Below are 17,842 nucleotides of genomic sequence, written 5' to 3' on the forward strand. Positions count from 1 at the left end.
TCACGTGAGCAAGGCAAACATCAAGGTGGGCATCGGCGGCTGGACCTACGAGCCCTGGCGCGACAACTTCTACCCCAAGGGACTCGCGCACGCGAAGGAACTCAACTACGCGAGCCGCAAGGTCAGCGCCATCGAGATCAACGGCACCTACTACAGCACCTTCAAGCCCGAGACCTTCCGCAAGTGGCACGACGACACGCCCGACGACTTCGTGTTCTCGATGAAGGCCTCGCGCTTCGCGACCAACCGCAAGCTGCTGTCGGGCGCGGGAGACTCCATCAAGCGCTTCATCGACAGCGGCGTGGCCGAGCTGGGGGACAAGCTCGGGCCCATCGTGTGGCAGTTCATGCCGACCAAGCAGTTCGACGCGGAGGACTTCGAGGCCTTCCTGGCTCTGCTGCCGAAGAAGGAGGGCAGCCGCGTGCTGCGGCACGTGATGGACGTGCGGCACCAGAGCTTCATCGTGCCCGCCTACAAGGCGCTCGCGAAGAAGTACAAGGTGTCGACGGTGTTCACCGACGCCGAGAAGTTTCCGTCCTTCGAGGAGCCCGAAGGCGACATCGCCTACGCGCGGCTGATGATGGCCGATGGCAAGCTGAAAGCGGGCTATGCGCCCAAGGCCCTCGACACATGGGCCGAGCGCGCGCAGGGGTGGGGCGCGTCGTCGAAGAAGCGTGACGTGTTCGTCTACTTCATCAACGGCGCCAAGGAAAAGGCACCGGCGGCTGCCGGTGCCTTGCTGGAGCGTCTTGGCTGGACCGCACCTACCGCGTGAAAGACGCCTGCGGGCGCCGCCGGGCCGCTCCCAAGGCGGCACGCGCCCCCTCGGGGGTGGAGTTATACGCAGCGAAGCGGAGTGAAAAGCCGGGGGGCCTGTTTCAGGCAGCGGCCTGAAGCGAGGGCTTGGCGGCGCCGAAGCTGATCTCGCCGGAGATCTGGCCACCTTCCTCGATCACGATCTTGCCGTAGCGGATCTTGCCGGTGACCTTGCCGGTCGAGTGGATGACGAGCTTCTCGCGCACGGTGAGGCTGCCGTCGAACACGCCGCGGATCTCGGCGATGTCGATCTCGGCCGAGCCCTTGAACGCGCCCTGCTCGGCGATCTGCATCAGGCGCGAGTCCATGGTGGCTTCGACCAAGCCTTCGACCACGAGCGTGTCGCAGTCGGTGATCTCCACGCCCTTGAGCTTGATGTTGGGGCCGACGGTGAGCTTGCTGCCGCCTTCCTTGGCCACGGGCGCGGCCGCTGCGGCGTTCAGGCCGCCTTGCTGTGCGGTGAGCGAGGAGGGATTGACGGGGGTTCCGGAGAGGTTGGTGCCCGAACCGACGAGCGGCGCGGGGCGCGATGTCAACGAATCGGTGTCACGATCACGCTTGCCGAAGAAGGGGGACTGTGTAGCCAAAGGGGAGCTCCTCAAGAAAGGGGACTATCGTAAGAACGCACTCACGGCCTGCGGCACTTCATTGCGCAAGAAGCGTAACTGAATAAATCGATCGGGCGCATGACAATGTGGCGCCATGAGCTCTCCAAACGTCGAACGGAACACCACATCGCGCGCGATGTCGTCCAGCACCGACTCGCGCTTCGACAAGCCCGCGCACGGCTGGCGGCGCACTCTCTTCACCGTGATCTTCGAGGCCGACACGCGCGCGGGCCTGATGTTCGACCTCGCGCTGATCGCGGTGATCGTGGCCAGCGTGCTGGTGGTGATCCTCGACAGCGTGCAGTCCATCCGCGAGCAGTGGCGCCCGGTGTTCAACGTCCTCGAGTGGATGTTCACCATCCTCTTCACGCTGGAGTACATCGCTCGGCTGAGCTGCGTGAACAAGCCGCTGCGCTACGCGACGAGCTTCTACGGCGTGATCGACCTGCTGGCGCTGCTGCCGACCTTCCTCGTGGTCTTCGCGCCGCAGATGGGCCTGGGCTACCTGATCGACGTGCGCATCCTGCGCCTGCTGCGCGTGTTCAGGATCTTCAAACTATCGCGTTACTCCGTGGAGTACCGCGCGCTGGTCTCAGCGGTGGCAGCGAGCCGGCGCAAGATCACCGTGTTCGTGGGCTTCGTGATGCTGGTGGTGCTGGTGATGGGAACGCTGATGTACGTGGTCGAAGGGCCGCAGCATGGCTTCACCAGCATCCCGGTGGCGGTCTACTGGGCGATCTCGACGATGGCCACCGTGGGCTTCGGCGACCTCGTGCCCAAGACCGACCTGGGCCGCGCGATCGCGTCGGTGATGATGCTGGTGGGCTGGGGCGTGCTCGCGGTGCCGACCGGCATCGTGACCGCCGAGATGGCGCGGCGCGGCGGCGACGACGAATCGTTCGCGGTGCCGGTGGCGCAGCGCGGCGTTCTCGCGATGGTCGAACCGGCACCGGCGGTCCCGGCCAAGAGGCTCACTCCCGCGGCCAGGCGACGCGCCCTTGCGCAGCATCGCCGAGGCGCGCGATGAAGGCATCGGCCTCGGGCTCCGGCAGCGAGAAGGCGAAAGCCACGTCGTCGCCGTGCTGCACGCCTTCGAGCACCGCGCCGGCTGCAGCGAGCTCGCGCCGCACCAGCCCTTCGAGCGCATACGGCACCGAGCAGCGCAGGCTTCGCTGGCGCAAGAGCGGCACCAGCGTGGCGCCGAGCAGGGCCTGCGCGACCGTATCGGTGTAGGCCCGCACGAGGCCGCCCGCGCCCAGCTTCACGCCGCCGAAATAGCGCACCACGGTCGCGAGCGCGCCCTCGACCTGCTGGTGGCGAAGCACTTCCAGCATCGGACGTCCTGCAGTGCCGCCGGGCTCGCCGTCGTCGTTCGCGGCCGACTGCCCGCCCGCCATGAGGGCCCAGCACACGTGCGCCGCCGCGGGATGCTCGGCGCGCAGCGAGGCGACCACCGCCAGTGCCGCCGCCCGATCGGCCACCGGCTGCACGCAGCCGATGAAGCGGCTCTTCTTGATGACGAGTTCGCTGTGGACCGGCTGTGCGAGCGTGAAGCTCATTGCGCCGTCAACCGCCGCCGCGCTCGAACTTGAACACCGCCGTGCTGGCGCGCGCATTGGGCAGCCAGCGCACGTCGCGGCCGTCCTGCAGGCCGAAGGCGTCGAGGATGCGCAGGTTGTTCTTGCCGGCCAGCACCTCGAAGTCCTTGAAGGTGCCGACGCGGATGTTGGGCGTGTCGTACCACTGGTAGGGCAGGCGGCGCGTGACGGGCATGCGCCCGCGCGCCACGCTCAGGCGGTTGGGCCAGTGCGCGAAGTTGGGGAAGGCGACGATGCCGATGCGGCCCACGCGCGCGGTCTCGCGCAGCATGACTTCTGCATTGCGCAGGTGCTGCAGCGTGTCGATCTGCAGCACCACGTCGAAGGAAGCGTCGTCGAACATCGCGAGGCCTTCGTCGAGGTTGAGCTGGATCACGTCGACGCCGCGGCGGATGCACTGCAGCACGTTGCCGTCGGCGATCTCCACGCCGTAGCCGGTGCAGCCGCGCTCGCGCTGAAGCAGGTCCAGCAGGGCGCCGTCGCCGCAGCCGAGGTCGAGCACGCGCGAGCCCTGGGGCACGAGCTGGGCGATGAGCCGTTGGTGTTCGAGGTCGCTCATTGCTGGAACTCCTTGGCGACGCGCTCGAAGTAGGAGCGCACCACGCCCATGTAGCGCACGTCGTCGAGCAGGAAGGCGTCGTGGCCATGCGGCGCGTCGATCTCGGCGTAGCTCACGTTGCGGCTGTTGTCGAGCAGCGCCTTCACGATCTCGCGGCTGCGCGCGGGCGAGAAGCGCCAGTCGGTCTTGAAGCTCACGAGCAGGAACTTGGCGCGCGCCTGTGCGAGCGCGGCGCTGAGCTTGCCGCCGTGGTTGCGCGCGGGGTCGAAGTAGTCGAGCGCGCGGGTGATCAGCAGGTAGGTGTTGGCGTCGAAGTACTCGCTGAACTTGTCGCCCTGGTAGCGCAGGTAGCTCTCGATCTGGAACTCGACGTCCTGCGTGGAATAGCGGTAGTCGGCGCCCGCCGCCTCGCCATTGTTCTCACCCTCCACGGCGCTGCGCAGGATGCGGCCGAACTTGGCGTTCATCACGTCGTCGCTGAGGTAGGTGATGTGGCCGATCATCCGCGCGATGCGCAGGCCGCGCTTGGGCACCACGCCGTGCTCGTAGAAGTGGCCGCCGTGGAAGTCGGGGTCGGTCACGATGGCGCGGCGCGCCACCTCGTTGAAGGCGATGTTCTCGGCCGTGAGGTTGGGTGCACTGGCCACCACCACCGCGTGGCGCACGCGCTCGGGGTACTGCAGTGTCCAGGAGAGGGCCTGCATGCCGCCGAGGCTGCCGCCCATCACGGCGGCGAGCGTCTCGATGCCGAGCGCGTCGAGCAGCGCGGCCTGGGCGTCGACCCAGTCTTCGACCGTCACCACCGGGAAGTCGGCGCCGTAGACGCGGCCGGTGGCGGGGTTGACGTGCATCGGGCCGGTCGAGCCGAAGCAGGAGCCGAGATTGTTGACGCCGATCACGAAGAAGCGGTCGGTGTCGAGCGGCTTGCCCGGGCCCACCATGTTGTCCCACCAGCCCTCGGAGCGGGCCTGCCCCTGATAGACGCCGGCGACGTGGTGCGATGCGTTGAGCGCATGGCACACGAGCACGGCATTGCTGCGATCGGCGTTCAGGGTGCCGTAGGTTTCGTAGGCGAGCGTGTAGTCGCTGATCGATGCGCCGCTGCGCAGTGCCAGCGGGCCTGCGAACTGCATCGACTGCGGAGTGACGACCAGAGGTGGTGACGACGACATGAATGAAAAAACCCGGCCTCGCCAAAAACGAGCCGGGTCTGCCGCGCCTGTCTTTAGCTGAATTTATAAAGCGCCCGCAAGCTGAAGCAAATCGGCGCAAGGCAAAGTATATCCCCCAGGCTGCGCGCACTGCGTGTCGCCTCGCCAACCCCCTTGGGAAGGGGGCAACACCGGCGGCCCGGCAAAGCCGGTTCCGCGGTGTTCCTGGAAGGGGCCGGGCTCCGCCTTTTTCTTTTCTTACCAGCCGACGATCATCACGATGCCGAGCACAAGGAAGATCGCGGCGGAGATGCCGTGCACGAGCTTGATCGGCACGCGGCGCACGATCTTCTCGCCGAGCCACACCACTGGCGCGTTGGCCAGCATCATGCCCAGCGTGGTGCCCATGACCACCCAGAGGTAGTCGTGCGTGAAGCGGGCGGCGAGCATGACGGTGGCGATCTGGGTCTTGTCGCCCATCTCGGCGAGGAAGAAGGCGACGACCGTGGTGCCGAAGACGCCGAACTTCGATGTGCCGGGGGCATCGTCGTCGTCGAGCTTGTCGGGGATGAGCATCCAGACGGCCATGGCGATGAAGGAGCCGCCCAGTATCCACCGCAGCACCTCGGGCCCGAGCCAGCGCGTGAGGTAGTTGCCGACCGCGCCCGCGAGCGCATGGTTGATGACGGTGGCGGCGAAGATGCCGAGGACGATGGGCCAGGGTTTCCTGAAACGCGCGGCCAGAAGAAGGGCCAGGAGCTGGGTCTTGTCGCCCATTTCCGCGAGCGCGACGACGCCCGTTGCTACGAGAAAAGCTTCCATGATGACGTGGGGTTCCTTGGGCCGAAGGACGCAATTGACCGTGCAACACCTTCGGCCATATTCCCGAAGTTGCACGGTCAAAGGTCTCGCCAGGTGTGTTCACTGCACGCGCCATATCCTGGTGGGACAGGACAAGTCTGTTGACGCGGGCCCTTCTCGCAGATCGGAAGGCGGCTACTCCCCAATGACGGGCGGAATTCTACATGCACGCACGGATGTAGGGCGAAGGACCTCGCTCAATCATGCAAGTAGGCGCTAGCTTTCGAATAGTTTTGACAGGTGCTACCTCAAGAAGCAAATTCCCGCTTGCAATTCGGATATTTCACCCATAATGCACGAGCCTCCCTCTTCACTTTGGTCGGGGGGCAGTTCGGTGATCGGTCAGTTTCGCGCGACTCGACGCTCTCGTTTGAGTGATGCTTTCGGGACTCCATCGCTTTTCTTGATGTGTTTATAGGAGTCCCTTGATGGGCAACAAACTGTACGTCGGCAACCTGCCTTACTCGGTGCGCGACGGAGATCTCGAACAGGCCTTCGGGCAGTTCGGCGCCGTGACCAGCGCCAAGGTCATGATGGAACGTGACACCGGCCGCTCGAAGGGCTTCGGCTTCGTCGAGATGGGCAGTGACGCGGAAGCACAGGCCGCAATCAACGGCATGAACGGCCAGCCCCTGGGCGGCCGCAGCGTCGTCGTCAACGAGGCACGTCCGATGGAAGCGCGTCCCCCGCGCAGCGGCGGCTACGGCGGCGGCGGTGGTGGTTATGGCGGCGGTGGTGGCGGTGGCTACGGCGGCGGCGGTGGTGGCGGCTACGGTGGTGGCGGTCGCTCCGGTGGTGGTGGCGGCTACGGCGGCGGTGGCCGCAGTGGTGGCGGCGGTGGTGGTGGCGACGGCGGTTTCCGCAGCCCCTACGGCGCTGGTCCCCGTGGCGGCGGCCGCTCGGGCGGTGGCGGCGGTGGTTACGGCGGCGGCAACAGCGGCTACTGAACCCTGCGACTCTCCGAACGAATCACACTCAGACAGACAAAAGGCTCCCTTGGGAGCCTTTTTCTTTGGGCGGTCGGCGAAGCTGGCCCGATCAGGCTTCGCCGCTGCGCTTCTTCCGTTCGCGCCCCTGCACCGCCCGGTCGAGCACGGCGTTCGGCAGCATGCGCATGATCTTGGCGACCACGCCCATCTGCCAGGGAATCACGCGATAGCTGGTGCCCGCCTCGATGGCGCGCAGCGCCTGGTTGGCGAAGTCTTCCGCCTTCATGAGGAAGGGCATGCCATAGCGGTTGCCCTGCGTGAGGGGCGTGTCGATGTAGCCCGGGCACAAGGTGACGACTTTCACGCCGCTCCCGTGCAGCTCGCCGCGCAGGCTCTCGCAGTACGCCACCACGCCAGCCTTGCTCGCGCAGTACGCGCCGTGCCCCGGCAGCCCGCGGATGGAGGCCACGCTGCCGATGCCGACGAGCCGCCCGCTGCCGCGCCGGACCATCGCCCGCACGAAGGGATGAAAAGTGGCCATCAGGCCCACGTTGTTGGTGGCGAATGTGCGCGCCATCACGTCGATGTCCTCGCGCTCCCCCGTGTCGATGCCAACGCTGATGCCCGCGTTCGCGATCACCACGTCGGGCAGTCCCTGCTGCTCGATGCAGGCATTGCCGGCGGCGACGATGCTGTCGGTCTGCGCCACGTCGGCGCCGTAGACCCGGTAGCGGTCGGCGCCCAGCTGGCGGGCGCTCGCCCACGATTCGATTTCCCCCGTGCGCCGCGCGACCAGCGCCAGCCGGTAGCCGGCGTCGTAGAAGCTCGCGGCCAGCGCCTGGCCGATGCCGCTGGAAGCGCCGGTGATGAAGACAAGCGGGGAGGTCGTCATGCGGGAGATGCCTTCCTCAGCGCTTCCTGGCGGGAGCAGGAGCTGCCGCCGCCGACGGAATCAGCACGCCGCGCACCCGGCCGTTGAGATTGGCCACGCCGCTCAGGTTGTCGTAGTCGAGCGTGTCGCCGGTGAACTGGTCGGTGCCACGGATGAGCGTGACCGGCTTGTTCGAGGTGACGCGCTCCGTGTCGACATAGGCATGCAGGAAGTCGCCGCGGAACTCCAGGCGCGGCGTGGGCTTGCCGTTCGGTCCCACCGACGGGTCGCGGATGACGATCGCGTTGCCGAAGAGCTGGATTTCGCTGCCGTCGGAATTCGACAGCCCCCGGTCGGCGCTGCCGCGCGTCACGAGCCCCTCGGGGGACACCGAGCGCATGCGCACCTTGTCGATCTCGATGGTGTCGGTGTCGGGGTAGTGCCGGCCTTCGACGCCGTGCAGTTCGCTGCGCAGGTCGCCATTGGGCAGGAAGTTCTTGATGACGAAGTCGCGCATGAAGTAGTCGGGCTCGTGCGTGGGCGCGACCTTGGGAGCGGGCTCCAGCAGCTTGGGCGCGTTGCGCACCAGCCAGTAGGTGCCGAGCGCGACTGCCGCCGTCAGGATGATCGGCAGGTAGATCGTGGCGCGGTCGAGGACATCGCGCGCCATGCCCCATGCGCGTTTCACGCCGCTCATGCGCCAGGCCCCCGCGCCGCGTCGAGCATGACGCGGTACTGGCCGCAGGCGGTGAGCAGCAGGTCGCACAACTCGCGCGCAGCGCCCTCGCCGCCGCGGGCCCTGGTCACGTAGCGCGCGATGCCGCGCACTTCCGCATGGGCATTGGCCGGCGCCGCCGGGAAGCCGACGCGCGAGAGCACCGGCAGGTCGGGCCAGTCGTCGCCGATGGCCGCGGCCTGTGCCCAGCCGAAGCCGAGCTGGTCGAGCATGGCCTGGGCGGCCGGCAACTTGTCCTCGGTGCCATAGCGCACGTGCTCGATGCCCAGCGCCTCCAGGCGCACGCGCAGCGGCTTGGAGTCGCGCCCGGTGATCACGGCCGGCACGATGCCCGCCTTGCGCAACAGCTTCAGGCCGTAGCCGTCGAGGATGCTGAAGCGCTTGAGCGTCTCGCCATGCTCGGTGAAATACACGCCGCCGTCGGTCAGGACGCCGTCGATGTCGAAGAAGACGATGCGCACGTCCTGTGCGGCGAGAAGCGTCTCGGCCTGGAACTCGAGGGGCATCAGATGACCTTCGCGCGCATCAGGTCGTTGGTGTTGATCGCGCCGACGACCACGCCTTCGCCGTCGATCACGAACAGCCGGGTGATGCCGCACTGTTCCATGAGCTCGGCGGCTTCCACCGCCAGCGCGTCGACGCGGATGGTGCGCGGGTTGCGGTGCATGACGTCGACCGCCTTGGGGCTGCGCAGGTCGGCACCGGCCTCGATCAGCCGGCGCAGGTCGCCGTCGGTGAAGATGCCCGAGGCGCGGCCGTCGGGCTCCACCACCGCGGCGGCGCCGAAGCCCTTGTTGCTCATGGCACGCATCAGCTCGCTGATGCTGGCGTCGGGTGCCACGCGAGGAACATCGTCGCCCGAGCGCATGACATCGCTCACGTGGGTGAGCAGCTTGCGCCCGAGCGCGCCGCCCGGGTGCGAGCGAGCGAAGTCTTCCGAGCCGAAGCCGCGCGCGTCGAGCAGCGCCACGGCCAGCGCGTCGCCCATCGCCATCTGGGCGGTGGTGCTGGCGGTGGGGGCGAGGTTGAGCGGGCAGGCCTCCTTCGACACGCCCGCGTCGATCACGATGTCGGCATGGCGGGCGAGGGTGGATTCGGTGCGGCCGGTCATGGCGATCAGGGGCACGCCCTGGCGCTTGACGACCGGCAGGATGACGGTGAGCTCGTCGACCTCGCCGCTGTTGGAGATGGCGAGTACCAGGTCGACCGGCTTGATCATGCCGAGGTCGCCGTGGCTGGCCTCGGCCGGGTGCACGAACATCGCGGGCGTGCCCGTGGAGGCGAGGGTGGCGGCGATCTTGCGGCCGACGTGGCCGCTCTTGCCCATGCCCATCACGACCACACGGCCGCGCACTTCGAGGATCTTGCGCACGGCCTCGACGAAGCTGGGGCCGACGCGGTTCTTCAGGCCGGAGACGGCTTCGGCTTCGATGTCGAAGGTGAGGCGTGCCCGGGCCAGGATGGCTTCGGGGTCGACCACGGGGGCCGGGGCGGGACGGGAGCTCATCGCCGGATTTTACGGGCCAGCGGCTTGCCCCCGCGGCCGCCGGGGCGCCTCCGGGTGTCCTCCCTGAGGCGCCGCGCACGGCTCTTGCTCTAGCATCGGCGCATATGTCTTCGTTCGATCTCACGCTGTTGTACTTGCTGGCCGCGGTGATCGGCGTGGTGGCGTGCCGCTCACTCAAGCTGCCGCCGATGCTCGGCTATCTCTCGGCCGGCGTGCTGATCGGGCCGCACGCCTTCGCGCTGGCCCAGAACACCGAGGGCATCCAGCACCTCGGCGAATTCGGCGTGGTGTTCCTGATGTTCGTGATCGGACTGGAATTCAGCCTGCCCAAGCTGCGCGCGATGCGAAAGCACGTGTTCGGCCTGGGCCTGCTGCAGGTGCTGCTGACCATGGCCCTCGCCACCATCGGCGCGCTGCTGCTGGCGCGGCTGCTGCCGGCGGCCTGGCACCTGGGCTGGCAGACCGCGCTGGCCCTGTCGGGCGCGCTCACCATGAGCAGCACCGCCATCGTGGTCAAGCTGATGGCCGAGCGGCTCGAGCTCGAAAGCGAGCACGGCAAGCGCGTCATGGGCGTGCTGCTGTTCCAGGACCTGGCGGTGGTGCCGCTGCTGGTGCTGATCCCCGCGCTGGGCGCCCCGCCCGAGGCGCTGGCCAAGGCGCTGGGGCTGGCGCTGCTGAAGGCGAGCTTTCTGATCGGCGTGCTGCTGTACGGCGGCCCGCGCGTGATGCGCTGGTGGCTCACACTGGTGGCGCGGCGGCGCAGCGAGGAGCTCTTCATCCTGAACGTGCTGCTGATCACGCTGGGGCTTGCCTGGCTGACCGAGCTGGCCGGCCTGAGCCTGGCGCTGGGCGCCTTCATCGCAGGCATGCTGGTGTCGGAGACCGAATACAAGCACCAGGTCGAGACCGACATCCGCCCCTTCCACGACGTGCTGCTGGGGCTGTTCTTCATCACCGTGGGCATGTCGCTCGACTGGCACATCGTGGTCGAGCGCTGGCTGCTGGTGGGCGTGCTGCTGCTGGTGCCGCTGGCCTTCAAGCTGGCGCTGGTGACGGTGCTGGCTCGGGTGCTGGGCGCCACCTCGGGCGTGTCGCTGCGCACCGGCCTGTACCTCGCTCAGGCCGGCGAGTTCGGCTTCGTGCTGCTGACGCTGGCCCAGGAGCGCAGCCTGCTGCCGCCGTGGCTGGCCAACCCGGTGCTGGCGTCGATGGTGCTGTCGATGCTGGCGACGCCCTTCATCATCATGTACAGCAACGCCATCGTGCGGAAGCTGGTGGCCAGCGACTGGCTGCAGCAGTCGCTGCAGATGACGACCATCGCACGCAAGACCATCAACACGGCGCAGCACGTGATCATCTGCGGCTACGGGCGTTGCGGCCAGAACCTGGCGCGCATCCTGGAGCGCGAGGGCATCCCCTACATGGCGCTCGACCTGGACCCCGACCGCGTGCGCCAGGCCGCCGCTGCCGGCGACTCGGTGGTGTTCGGCGACGCCGCGCGGCTGCAGGCGCTGATGGCCGCCGGCCTGGCGCGCGCCAGCGCGGTGGTCGTGACCTACCTCGACGTGCCCGGCGCGATGAAGGTGCTGGCCAACACGCGCGCCCATGCGCCGCACGTGCCGGTGATCGTGCGCACGCAGGACGACCACGACCTCGAGAAGCTGCAGGCCGCCGGCGCGACCGAAGTGGTACCCGAGGCCATCGAGGGTTCGCTGATGCTCGCGAGCCACGCGCTGGCGCTGGTCGGCGTGCCGATGCGGCGCGTGATCCGCGTGGTGCAGGACCAGCGCGATGCCCGCTACAACCTGCTGCGCGGCTACTTCCACGGAGCGGACGACGACAACGCCGACGAGATCGATCACGAGCGGCTCAACAGCTTCACGCTCGATGCAGGCGCCCGCGCGATCGGCCAGACGCTGCAGGGACTGGCGCTGCAGACGCTGGGCGTGCGCATCGCGAGCCTGCGCCGGCACGACGGCCAGCCGCGCCCGCTGGCCGACGACACGGTACTGTCGGATGGCGACACGCTGGTGCTCTCGGGCAAGCCCGCCGCGCTGGCGATGGCGGTCGAGCGGTTGCAGAAGGGCTGAGCGGCAGCAGGCCGCTTTCCGCCGGGACGCTCAGTTGATGAGCGTCGGGTTGCGCTTTTCTTCCTCGATGCGCTGCTGACGGCGCACCGCCTCGCACTGCGCATGGGCCTTGTACTCCGGCTTCAGGCACTGCGCCGCCATGCATTGCGCCCTGGCGATGAAATTGCGGTCGCCGCACATGGCCGCGGGCTCGGCCGCAGCCGCCGGTGCGGGTGGCAGAGCAGGCGCCGCGACGGGAGCAGCAGTCTCCGCAGCTGGCTGGGGCGCCGCAGCGGCGGCCGGCTGCTTGCGCGCCTGCTTGGCGGGCTTGGGCGGCGGGGACACTGCCGGCGCGGCTTCCGCCGCAGGCGATGGAGCGGCCTGCTCGGCAGGCTGTGCATCCGTCGCCGGGGGCTCGGCGGGCGGCGGTGATGGCGGTGATGGCGGCGGCTCGACGGCAGGCGCCGCAGCGGCGGGAGCCGGCGCGACGGCGGGCGGGGCCGTCTCCTCGACGGCAGGAGCCGTCTTTCGCGTTCCGTAGCCGGACCAGCCCGCCACGATCATCGCCACAGCCACCGCGAGCAGGCCCACCCACAGCAGGATCGCGCGCTTGCGCGGCGGCCGGTCGACCGGAGCGGGCTTGCGGATCCTGACCCGGGGCGTCTTCACCCTTTCGGGCGACGGCGCCCAGCTCGATTCCAGCCCCTGCGGGGTGGCCGGCGGTGCGGGCACGCGCGGCGAGCCGTCGTCGTGCAGCATGAAAACGGTCTGCTCGTCGTCGTCATGCCGCGGCGCGGAGGCAGGCGAGCGGCTGAAGAAGGACTGGCGCGCGGGCGACGGTGCCGGCGGGAGTTCTTCGAGGGGCGCCGGGATGGTCGGCGCGCGCAGTTGGGCGGGCGCCGTGGTGGCCCATTCGCGTTCGGGGGTCGGCGGCGGCGGGATCCGGTCTCCCGCGGCGGACAGCTTGATGCCGCAGTTCCTGCAGAAATTCGCGCCGTCACGGTTCTCCGTGCTGCAGACCGGACAGATCGAGGCCATGGCTTGCTTGCTGACTACTTCTTGCTTCTCGGCGTCCTGAACTGAAATGGCTGGCCTGCATCCGTAGGATCGATCCGGTGGCGGGCGAGTGAGGAGGCCTTCCCGATCAGGTCACCGCGACGCGCTTGGAGCGGTGCGCCATGCGCTTGGCGATCACGGCGCCCAGGGCCATCGCGATCTCCAGCGCCATGTTGGGCTGGCGGTTCGACATCTCGGCGAAGCGGATCGCGGTGAGCCGCCAGACGCGGCCCGCACCGGTGACCACCACGTTGGCAGAATGCGGCTGCCGCGAGAAGAACGAGCCTTCGCCGACCACCGAACCCGCGGTAAGCACGGCCAGCTTCATCTGTTCCTTGCTGCTGACGCGGTGCACGCTGATGGCGCCGCTCTCGACGAAGAACACCGAACGGTCGGGCGTGCCCTGCTCGATCAGCACGTCGCCGACGCCAGTCTCGATGGGTTGCAGGTAACCCGCCAGCGTTTCCCACTGCTGGACGTTGAACGTCAACGCGAACGCGTCGGTATTGATGTTCTCCGCGATGGCGCGGCTCAGGTTCTGGATTGACATGTGTTTCTCGGCCCCCGCATGTGAGCCGAAGTATCCGCGATGGCCGCGAACTTCGGCTACAAGTGTTTACGTTTTTTCGAGGGCGGCTGCCGCTATCTGTGGCTATTTACCAATGCAGAAGCGCGAAAAGATGACGCCCAGCAGGTCGTCGGCGCCGAACTCGCCGGTGATCTCGTTCAGCGCGTTCTGCGCGAGGCGCAGTTCCTCGGCCAGCAGGTCGAGCAGCTGTGCCTGTGCCTCCAGGTGGCTTGCAGCCAGCGCCAGGTGCGTTTCGACCCGGGCCAGCGCCTGCACGTGGCGCGCTCGCGCAAGGTACACGCCCTCGGGCACTGCCTGCCAGCCGGCCATGGCCAGCAGCTGATCGCGCAGGGCCTCGATGCCCAGCCCGGTCTTGGCGGAGAGGGCGATGCCCTGTTCGGGATGGGCCGTGGGTGCCGCGTCCTGCTTGTTCCAGACGTCGAGCACCGGCACGCTCGGGGGCAGCTTCCGCTGGAGACCGGCCAGTATCTCGGCGTCGGCAGCGGCGTAGTCGGTCTGGCTCGCGCGCGTCAGGTCGTGCAGGAACAGCACCGCATCGGCGCTCTCGATCTGCCCCCAGGCGCGTGCCACGCCGATCTGCTCGACCTCGTCGCTGCTCTCGCGCAGGCCGGCGGTGTCGGCCACGTGCAGCGGCACGCCGTGGATCTGGATGGTCTGCGAGACCACGTCGCGCGTGGTGCCCGCCACGGCACTCACGATGGCCAGCTCCGCGCCGGCCAGCGCATTGAGCAGCGAGCTCTTGCCGGCGTTGGGCTGGCCCGCGATCACGACCTTGATGCCCTCGCGCAGCAGGGCGCCCTGGCGCGCGCGCTGCTGCACCGCAGATAGCTGCGACCGCAGCTTCGCGAGCTGCCCGGCCGCGTCGGCCTTCTGCAGGAAGTCGATCTCCTCCTCGGGAAAGTCGAGCGTGGCCTCCACCAGCATGCGCAGGTGGATCAGCGCGTCGCGCAGCGTGTGGATCTCGCGCGAGAAGGCGCCCGACAGCGAGCGCCCGGCGCTGCGCGCGGCCGCCTCGGTGCTGGCGTCGATCAGGTCGGCGATGGCCTCGGCCTGCGCCAGGTCGATCTTGCCGTTGAGGAAGGCGCGCTGGCTGAACTCGCCGGGCTCGGCCACGCGCAGGCCGGGCAGGCGCGGGCGGCCGGTGACCGGGTCGGGCTCGGCCGCCGCTTCCAGGCAGCGCGCCAGCAGAAGCTGCAGCACGACCGATCCGCCATGGGCCTGCAGTTCGAGCACGTCCTCGCCGGTGAAGGAGTTGGGCGAGGGAAAGTGGATGGCCAGGCCGTGGTCGACCGGCTCGCCGTCCGCGTCGCGGAACGGCAGGTAGGTGGCTTCGCGCGGCTTGAGCGCGCGGCCGCAGATCGCGTCGACCAGCGGCGCCAGCCTGGCGCCCGACACGCGCACGATGCCGACCGCGCCGCGCCCCGAGGCGGTGGCGATGGCGACGATGGGGTCGGAGGTGCGGGCGAGCATGGTGCGGATTCTTTCAGTCTTTCAGCAAAAAGGGCCGCTTGCGCGGCCCTTCGTGGGATGGCTTGGAGCGATCGGCCGGCTTACTTGGCGCCGAGCACGCCCAGGCGCTTGTTGATGAACCACTGCTGCGCGATCGACAGCACGTTGTTCGTGATCCAGTACAGCACCAGGCCGGCCGGGAAGAAGATGAACATCACGCTGAACGCGAGCGGCATGATCCACATCAGCTTGGCCTGCATCGGATCGGGCGGCGTCGGGTTGAGCCAGGTCTGGAAGAGCGACGTGGCCGTCATCACGATCGGCAGGATGTACCAGGGGTCGGGTGCCGAGAGGTCGGTGATCCAGCCGATCCAGGGCGCGTGGCGCATCTCGACCGACGACAGCAGCACCCAGTACAGCGCGATGAACACCGGGATCTGGATCAGGATCGGGAAGCAGCCGCCCATCGGGTTGACCTTCTCGGTCTTGTAGATCCGCATCATTTCCTGCTGCATCTCCTGCGGCTTGTCCTTCAGCCGCTCGCGCATTTCCATGATCTTCGGATTGATGGCCTTCATCTTGGCCATGCTGGCGTAGGCCTTGGCGTTGAGCCAGTAGAAGGCCGCCTTCAGCAACACCACCAGCGCGACGATCGACCAGCCCCAGTTGCCCAGGAGGCCGTGCAGCTGGGTGAGCAGCCAGTACAGCGGCTTGGAGATGATCGCGAAGATGCCGTAGTCCTTCACCAGGTCCAGGCCCGGAGCGATGGCTTCGAGCTTCTTTTCTTCTTCAGGGCCTGCGAACAGCGCACTGTTCACGACCTGCGTGGCACCCGGGGCGATCTTCGGCAGCGTAGCCACCATGGCGATGGAGAACTGGTTGTCGCCCAGGTCCTTCACGCGGAACTCGCGGCGCAGCTGCTCGCTGGCCGGGTCGCCCTTGAGCAGCCACGCCGAAGCAAAGTAATGCTGCACCATCGCGATCCAGCCGTCGTTGGCCGGCGGCGGCGGTTCGATCTTGCCCTTGGCGATGTCCTTGAAGTCGAGCTTGTGGAACTTCTTCTCGTTGGTGTACGCCGCAGGGCCCGTGAAGGTGTTGGTGCCGAACATGGTGCTGGCAGCCACCGTGCCGTGACGCAGCAACTGCAGGTACAGCTGCGCGTCGCGCGGCTGGTCGCTCACGTTGACCACTTCGTGACGCACGCCGATAACGTAGTCGCCACGGTGAAACACGTAGGTCTTGATGTACTTCAGGCCGCCGGCGGGGGCGCTTTCGAAGCTCACTTCCAGCGTGTTCTGGCCGTCGGCCATCTCGCGCGGGCCGGGCCTGGGCGTCATCTGCGTCAGGTGGTTCGGGAAGCGCTCGCCGGTGTCGACCTGGTTGAGCAGGCCGGTCTGCGCGACATAGCGGGTGGCGGGCGAGCCGTTTTCGAACAGCACCACGTGCTTGGTGCGGTCGGCTTCGTCGTACTTGCGCAGTTCGAGGTGGTTGACCGTGGCGCCTTCGCTGTCGATGCTGGCCTGGAACAGGTCGGTGGTCACCTTGACCTGCTCACGCGGAGCCGCGGCCACCGCTTGCGTGGGCACGGCGCCGGCATTGCCGCTGCCGGAGGCAGCCGGTACGCCGTTGCTGTTGGCCGCGGGCGCGGTGGTTGCGGGAGCGGCGGCCGTGGCGGCCGGCTTGGTCGACGGCAGGAAGGTCGGCTTGTTGCCGTTGAAGACCTGCCATTGGTCCCACAGCAGTACCAGCGAGAAACCAAAAATCACCCACAGTATCGTGCGGCGGATATCGTTCATGACGAAGACTTCTTGTCGGAAGAGAGAAGAGACGAAAACAGCGATCCTGACCTGTCAGTGCGACGCTGGGATTTCGGCGGAACCGGATCGTGGCCGCCCTGGCACCAGGGCTGGCAGCGCGCGATGCGGTGCAGGGTGAGATAGCTGCCCTTGAGCGCGCCATGCACTTCCAGCGCCTCGATCGAATACACGGAGCAGGTCGGCGTGAAACGGCACGACTGGCCGAGCCAGGGGCTCAGCAGCAGGCGGTAGGCCTTCACGATGCCGATCAGCAGGCGTTTCATGGCGAGGAGGAAGGGGCTGCGGCCGGCGCGGGGGCGCGCGCGGCCCGTGCCAGCAGCTGCTGGAGTTCGGCGCGCACGGCGGCCTTGAGCTTGTCCGAAGAGGCGCTCACGAACTCCTTGCGGTCGAAGCCCGCGCGCAGCCGCACCACGTGCGCGGCGCGAGGCAGTGCTGCGCCGGATGCGGCGCTCACCGAATAGATCTGTCGCTTGATGGCGTTGCGCGTGACGGCGCGACGTGCCCAGCGCTTGGGCACCATGGCACCCAGCCAGACGTCGTCGGACGCGAACAACGGCTGTGCGCTCGATGCGAGATCGAGCGCACAGCGATGCAATGCGAAATGAGCAGTGCGCGCCACGGTGGCACCTGCGAGGACGGCCTGGAATTGCGCGCGGGACTTGAGCCGCTGCATGGAAGCCGGGCCGCTTGTGTCATGCCGGCCCGGGCCAGAAGCCCTGGCGGATGGAGCTGGCGCTGACGGGTCGGCTGCTGGCAACGGCAGGTGGACTGCCGTCAGACGGCCAGGCGCTTGCGGCCCTTGGCGCGGCGTGCGTTGATGACGGCACGGCCGCCGCGGGTCTTCATGCGGACCAGGAAGCCGTGGGTACGGGCGCGGCGGACTTTGGATGCTTGGTAGGTGCGTTTCATGGTGATTTCCTAATTCCCTGTTCGCGCTGGCCCTTCGCGCTTTCGTACTGAAAGCATGAAGTTCCTGCGGGGCGCCGGGGCGGGCGTGTTTCGGATGGCCCCCGAAAGACGCAAAGAGGTTTTCAGGGAAACCCGCAATTATCGCAAACATTGGGGCCCTGAACAATCTTCGAGCGGATTTGCGGGCCTTTCGACACACTCGCCGGCGTGTGGATAAGGTTTTGACAAGTTAGAATGCCGGGCGCCTTCCAGCAGAGAATATCCACAATACCTATACCAAGAAATGCCCGAGGGTCCCTTCACTTTTCCCCACGCCC

Annotated in this window: 20 protein-coding genes and 1 riboswitch; of the genes, 4 read left to right on the forward strand and 16 right to left on the reverse strand. The window is 67.8% G+C overall.

What is annotated here, in order from left to right:
* Nucleotides 1-4 precede the first annotated feature (4 nt).
* The gene (locus ABL838_RS31305) at nucleotides 5-775 is read left to right on the forward strand and encodes a DUF72 domain-containing protein (protein WP_418123504.1); all 771 of its coding nucleotides are present in this window, start codon (nucleotides 5-7) and stop codon (nucleotides 773-775) included.
* Nucleotides 776-878: 103 nt separating this feature from the next.
* Here ABL838_RS31305 and ABL838_RS31310 read toward each other — a convergent pair whose 3' ends face one another.
* Complete coding sequence (locus ABL838_RS31310; RefSeq protein ID WP_126020878.1) at nucleotides 879-1,403, reverse strand: bactofilin family protein; 525 nt, start codon at nucleotides 1,401-1,403, stop codon at nucleotides 879-881.
* 115 nt (nucleotides 1,404-1,518) lie between these two features.
* Here ABL838_RS31310 and ABL838_RS31315 point away from each other — a divergent pair, with 115 nt between their 5' ends.
* The gene (locus ABL838_RS31315; protein ID WP_418123506.1) at nucleotides 1,519-2,451 is read left to right on the forward strand and encodes an ion transporter; all 933 of its coding nucleotides are present in this window, start codon (nucleotides 1,519-1,521) and stop codon (nucleotides 2,449-2,451) included.
* Here the strand turns inward: ABL838_RS31315 and ABL838_RS31320 are convergent.
* From ABL838_RS31320 to ABL838_RS31335, 4 genes are all read right to left on the reverse strand, one after another.
* Complete coding sequence (locus ABL838_RS31320; RefSeq protein WP_418123508.1) at nucleotides 2,396-2,983, reverse strand: IMPACT family protein; 588 nt, start codon at nucleotides 2,981-2,983, stop codon at nucleotides 2,396-2,398. The genes ABL838_RS31315 and ABL838_RS31320 overlap by 56 nt on opposite strands.
* Before the next feature lie 7 nt (nucleotides 2,984-2,990).
* A complete protein-coding gene (metW, locus tag ABL838_RS31325) occupies nucleotides 2,991-3,581 on the reverse strand; it encodes a methionine biosynthesis protein MetW (protein WP_418123509.1) in 591 nt (196 codons plus the stop codon).
* Nucleotides 3,578-4,753 (reverse strand): homoserine O-succinyltransferase MetX, encoded by a 1,176-nt coding sequence (metX, locus tag ABL838_RS31330; RefSeq protein WP_418123510.1) that lies wholly within the window; start codon nucleotides 4,751-4,753, stop codon nucleotides 3,578-3,580. The genes metW and metX overlap by 4 nt, the downstream gene beginning before the upstream one ends.
* A 237-nt stretch (nucleotides 4,754-4,990) precedes the next feature.
* Entirely contained in the window at nucleotides 4,991-5,554 is a 564-nt protein-coding gene (locus tag ABL838_RS31335; RefSeq protein WP_418123511.1) for a TMEM165/GDT1 family protein, read from the reverse strand.
* Between the two features lie 17 nt (nucleotides 5,555-5,571).
* Nucleotides 5,572-5,749: riboswitch (yybP-ykoY riboswitch) on the reverse strand.
* 272 nt (nucleotides 5,750-6,021) lie between these two features.
* Here ABL838_RS31335 and ABL838_RS31340 point away from each other — a divergent pair.
* Nucleotides 6,022-6,540 carry an RNA recognition motif domain-containing protein gene (locus ABL838_RS31340; protein ID WP_418123513.1) on the forward strand — a complete coding sequence of 173 codons (519 nt, stop codon included), beginning with the start codon at nucleotides 6,022-6,024 and terminating at the stop codon, nucleotides 6,538-6,540.
* A 91-nt stretch (nucleotides 6,541-6,631) separates the two neighbouring features.
* On the opposite strand, the gene ABL838_RS31345 is transcribed toward ABL838_RS31340, so the two are convergent.
* Genes ABL838_RS31345 through ABL838_RS31360 form a run of 4 tightly spaced genes read right to left on the reverse strand, consistent with a single transcriptional unit; the run spans nucleotide 6,632 to nucleotide 9,636 of the window.
* On the reverse strand, nucleotides 6,632-7,414 hold the full coding sequence (locus tag ABL838_RS31345; RefSeq protein ID WP_184639141.1) for an SDR family oxidoreductase: 783 nt from the start codon (nucleotides 7,412-7,414) through the stop codon (nucleotides 6,632-6,634).
* Between the two features lie 16 nt (nucleotides 7,415-7,430).
* Nucleotides 7,431-8,090, reverse strand: coding sequence for an LPS export ABC transporter periplasmic protein LptC (lptC, locus tag ABL838_RS31350; RefSeq protein WP_184639139.1), 660 nt, complete (start codon nucleotides 8,088-8,090; stop codon nucleotides 7,431-7,433).
* Nucleotides 8,087-8,635 carry a KdsC family phosphatase gene (locus ABL838_RS31355; protein WP_126020863.1) on the reverse strand — a complete coding sequence of 183 codons (549 nt, stop codon included), beginning with the start codon at nucleotides 8,633-8,635 and terminating at the stop codon, nucleotides 8,087-8,089. Before ABL838_RS31355 ends, lptC begins: the two co-directional genes overlap by 4 nt.
* Nucleotides 8,635-9,636, reverse strand: coding sequence for a KpsF/GutQ family sugar-phosphate isomerase (locus ABL838_RS31360; RefSeq protein WP_418123516.1), 1,002 nt, complete (start codon nucleotides 9,634-9,636; stop codon nucleotides 8,635-8,637). Before ABL838_RS31360 ends, ABL838_RS31355 begins: the two co-directional genes overlap by 1 nt.
* 104 nt (nucleotides 9,637-9,740) lie before the next feature.
* Here ABL838_RS31360 and ABL838_RS31365 point away from each other — a divergent pair, with 104 nt between their 5' ends.
* A complete protein-coding gene (locus tag ABL838_RS31365) occupies nucleotides 9,741-11,726 on the forward strand; it encodes a monovalent cation:proton antiporter family protein (protein ID WP_184639137.1) in 1,986 nt (661 codons plus the stop codon).
* A 30-nt stretch (nucleotides 11,727-11,756) separates the two neighbouring features.
* Here ABL838_RS31365 and ABL838_RS31370 read toward each other — a convergent pair whose 3' ends face one another.
* The 7 genes from ABL838_RS31370 to rpmH form a co-directional block, all read right to left on the reverse strand.
* On the reverse strand, nucleotides 11,757-12,743 hold the full coding sequence (locus ABL838_RS31370) for a zinc ribbon domain-containing protein (RefSeq protein ID WP_418123518.1): 987 nt from the start codon (nucleotides 12,741-12,743) through the stop codon (nucleotides 11,757-11,759).
* 106 nt (nucleotides 12,744-12,849) lie between these two features.
* Complete coding sequence (locus ABL838_RS31375) at nucleotides 12,850-13,311, reverse strand: Crp/Fnr family transcriptional regulator (RefSeq protein ID WP_126020855.1); 462 nt, start codon at nucleotides 13,309-13,311, stop codon at nucleotides 12,850-12,852.
* 102 nt (nucleotides 13,312-13,413) lie between these two features.
* A complete protein-coding gene (gene mnmE / locus ABL838_RS31380) occupies nucleotides 13,414-14,820 on the reverse strand; it encodes a tRNA uridine-5-carboxymethylaminomethyl(34) synthesis GTPase MnmE (RefSeq protein ID WP_418123520.1) in 1,407 nt (468 codons plus the stop codon).
* Between the two features lie 80 nt (nucleotides 14,821-14,900).
* Entirely contained in the window at nucleotides 14,901-16,595 is a 1,695-nt protein-coding gene (gene yidC, locus ABL838_RS31385; RefSeq protein WP_126020851.1) for a membrane protein insertase YidC, read from the reverse strand.
* Nucleotides 16,592-16,879 (reverse strand): membrane protein insertion efficiency factor YidD, encoded by a 288-nt coding sequence (gene yidD, locus ABL838_RS31390; protein WP_126020849.1) that lies wholly within the window; start codon nucleotides 16,877-16,879, stop codon nucleotides 16,592-16,594. The genes yidC and yidD overlap by 4 nt, the downstream gene beginning before the upstream one ends.
* Nucleotides 16,876-17,289, reverse strand: a complete 414-nt coding sequence (locus tag ABL838_RS31395; protein ID WP_184639131.1) for a ribonuclease P protein component — start codon at nucleotides 17,287-17,289, stop codon at nucleotides 16,876-16,878. The genes yidD and ABL838_RS31395 overlap by 4 nt, the downstream gene beginning before the upstream one ends.
* A gap of 101 nt (nucleotides 17,290-17,390) precedes the next feature.
* Entirely contained in the window at nucleotides 17,391-17,525 is a 135-nt protein-coding gene (rpmH, locus tag ABL838_RS31400; RefSeq protein WP_007834827.1) for a 50S ribosomal protein L34, read from the reverse strand.
* Between the last annotated feature and the right edge of the window lie 317 nt (nucleotides 17,526-17,842).

It is taken from the genome of Variovorax sp. 160MFSha2.1 (assembly GCF_048305075.1).
GTDB lineage: Bacteria > Pseudomonadota > Gammaproteobacteria > Burkholderiales > Burkholderiaceae_C > Variovorax > Variovorax guangxiensis.

Bases quoted from the DNA above. Each gene is read 5' to 3' on its own strand.
- ABL838_RS31315 (WP_418123506.1), top strand. From the start codon at position 1,519: ATGAGCTCTCCAAACGTCGAACGGAACACCACATCGCGCGCGATGTCG.
- ABL838_RS31320 (WP_418123508.1), bottom strand. From the start codon at position 2,983: ATGAGCTTCACGCTCGCACAGCCGGTCCACAGCGAACTCGTCATCAAG.
- metW (WP_418123509.1), bottom strand. From the start codon at position 3,581: ATGAGCGACCTCGAACACCAACGGCTCATCGCCCAGCTCGTGCCCCAG.
- metX (WP_418123510.1), bottom strand. From the start codon at position 4,753: ATGTCGTCGTCACCACCTCTGGTCGTCACTCCGCAGTCGATGCAGTTC.
- ABL838_RS31335 (WP_418123511.1), bottom strand. From the start codon at position 5,554: ATGGAAGCTTTTCTCGTAGCAACGGGCGTCGTCGCGCTCGCGGAAATG.
- ABL838_RS31340 (WP_418123513.1), top strand. From the start codon at position 6,022: ATGGGCAACAAACTGTACGTCGGCAACCTGCCTTACTCGGTGCGCGAC.
- ABL838_RS31345 (WP_184639141.1), bottom strand. From the start codon at position 7,414: ATGACGACCTCCCCGCTTGTCTTCATCACCGGCGCTTCCAGCGGCATC.
- lptC (WP_184639139.1), bottom strand. From the start codon at position 8,090: ATGAGCGGCGTGAAACGCGCATGGGGCATGGCGCGCGATGTCCTCGAC.
- ABL838_RS31355 (WP_126020863.1), bottom strand. From the start codon at position 8,635: ATGCCCCTCGAGTTCCAGGCCGAGACGCTTCTCGCCGCACAGGACGTG.
- ABL838_RS31360 (WP_418123516.1), bottom strand. From the start codon at position 9,636: ATGAGCTCCCGTCCCGCCCCGGCCCCCGTGGTCGACCCCGAAGCCATC.
- ABL838_RS31365 (WP_184639137.1), top strand. From the start codon at position 9,741: ATGTCTTCGTTCGATCTCACGCTGTTGTACTTGCTGGCCGCGGTGATC.
- ABL838_RS31370 (WP_418123518.1), bottom strand. From the start codon at position 12,743: ATGGCCTCGATCTGTCCGGTCTGCAGCACGGAGAACCGTGACGGCGCG.
- ABL838_RS31375 (WP_126020855.1), bottom strand. From the start codon at position 13,311: ATGTCAATCCAGAACCTGAGCCGCGCCATCGCGGAGAACATCAATACC.
- mnmE (WP_418123520.1), bottom strand. From the start codon at position 14,820: ATGCTCGCCCGCACCTCCGACCCCATCGTCGCCATCGCCACCGCCTCG.
- yidC (WP_126020851.1), bottom strand. From the start codon at position 16,595: ATGAACGATATCCGCCGCACGATACTGTGGGTGATTTTTGGTTTCTCG.
- yidD (WP_126020849.1), bottom strand. From the start codon at position 16,879: ATGAAACGCCTGCTGATCGGCATCGTGAAGGCCTACCGCCTGCTGCTG.
- ABL838_RS31395 (WP_184639131.1), bottom strand. From the start codon at position 17,289: ATGCAGCGGCTCAAGTCCCGCGCGCAATTCCAGGCCGTCCTCGCAGGT.
- rpmH (WP_007834827.1), bottom strand. From the start codon at position 17,525: ATGAAACGCACCTACCAAGCATCCAAAGTCCGCCGCGCCCGTACCCAC.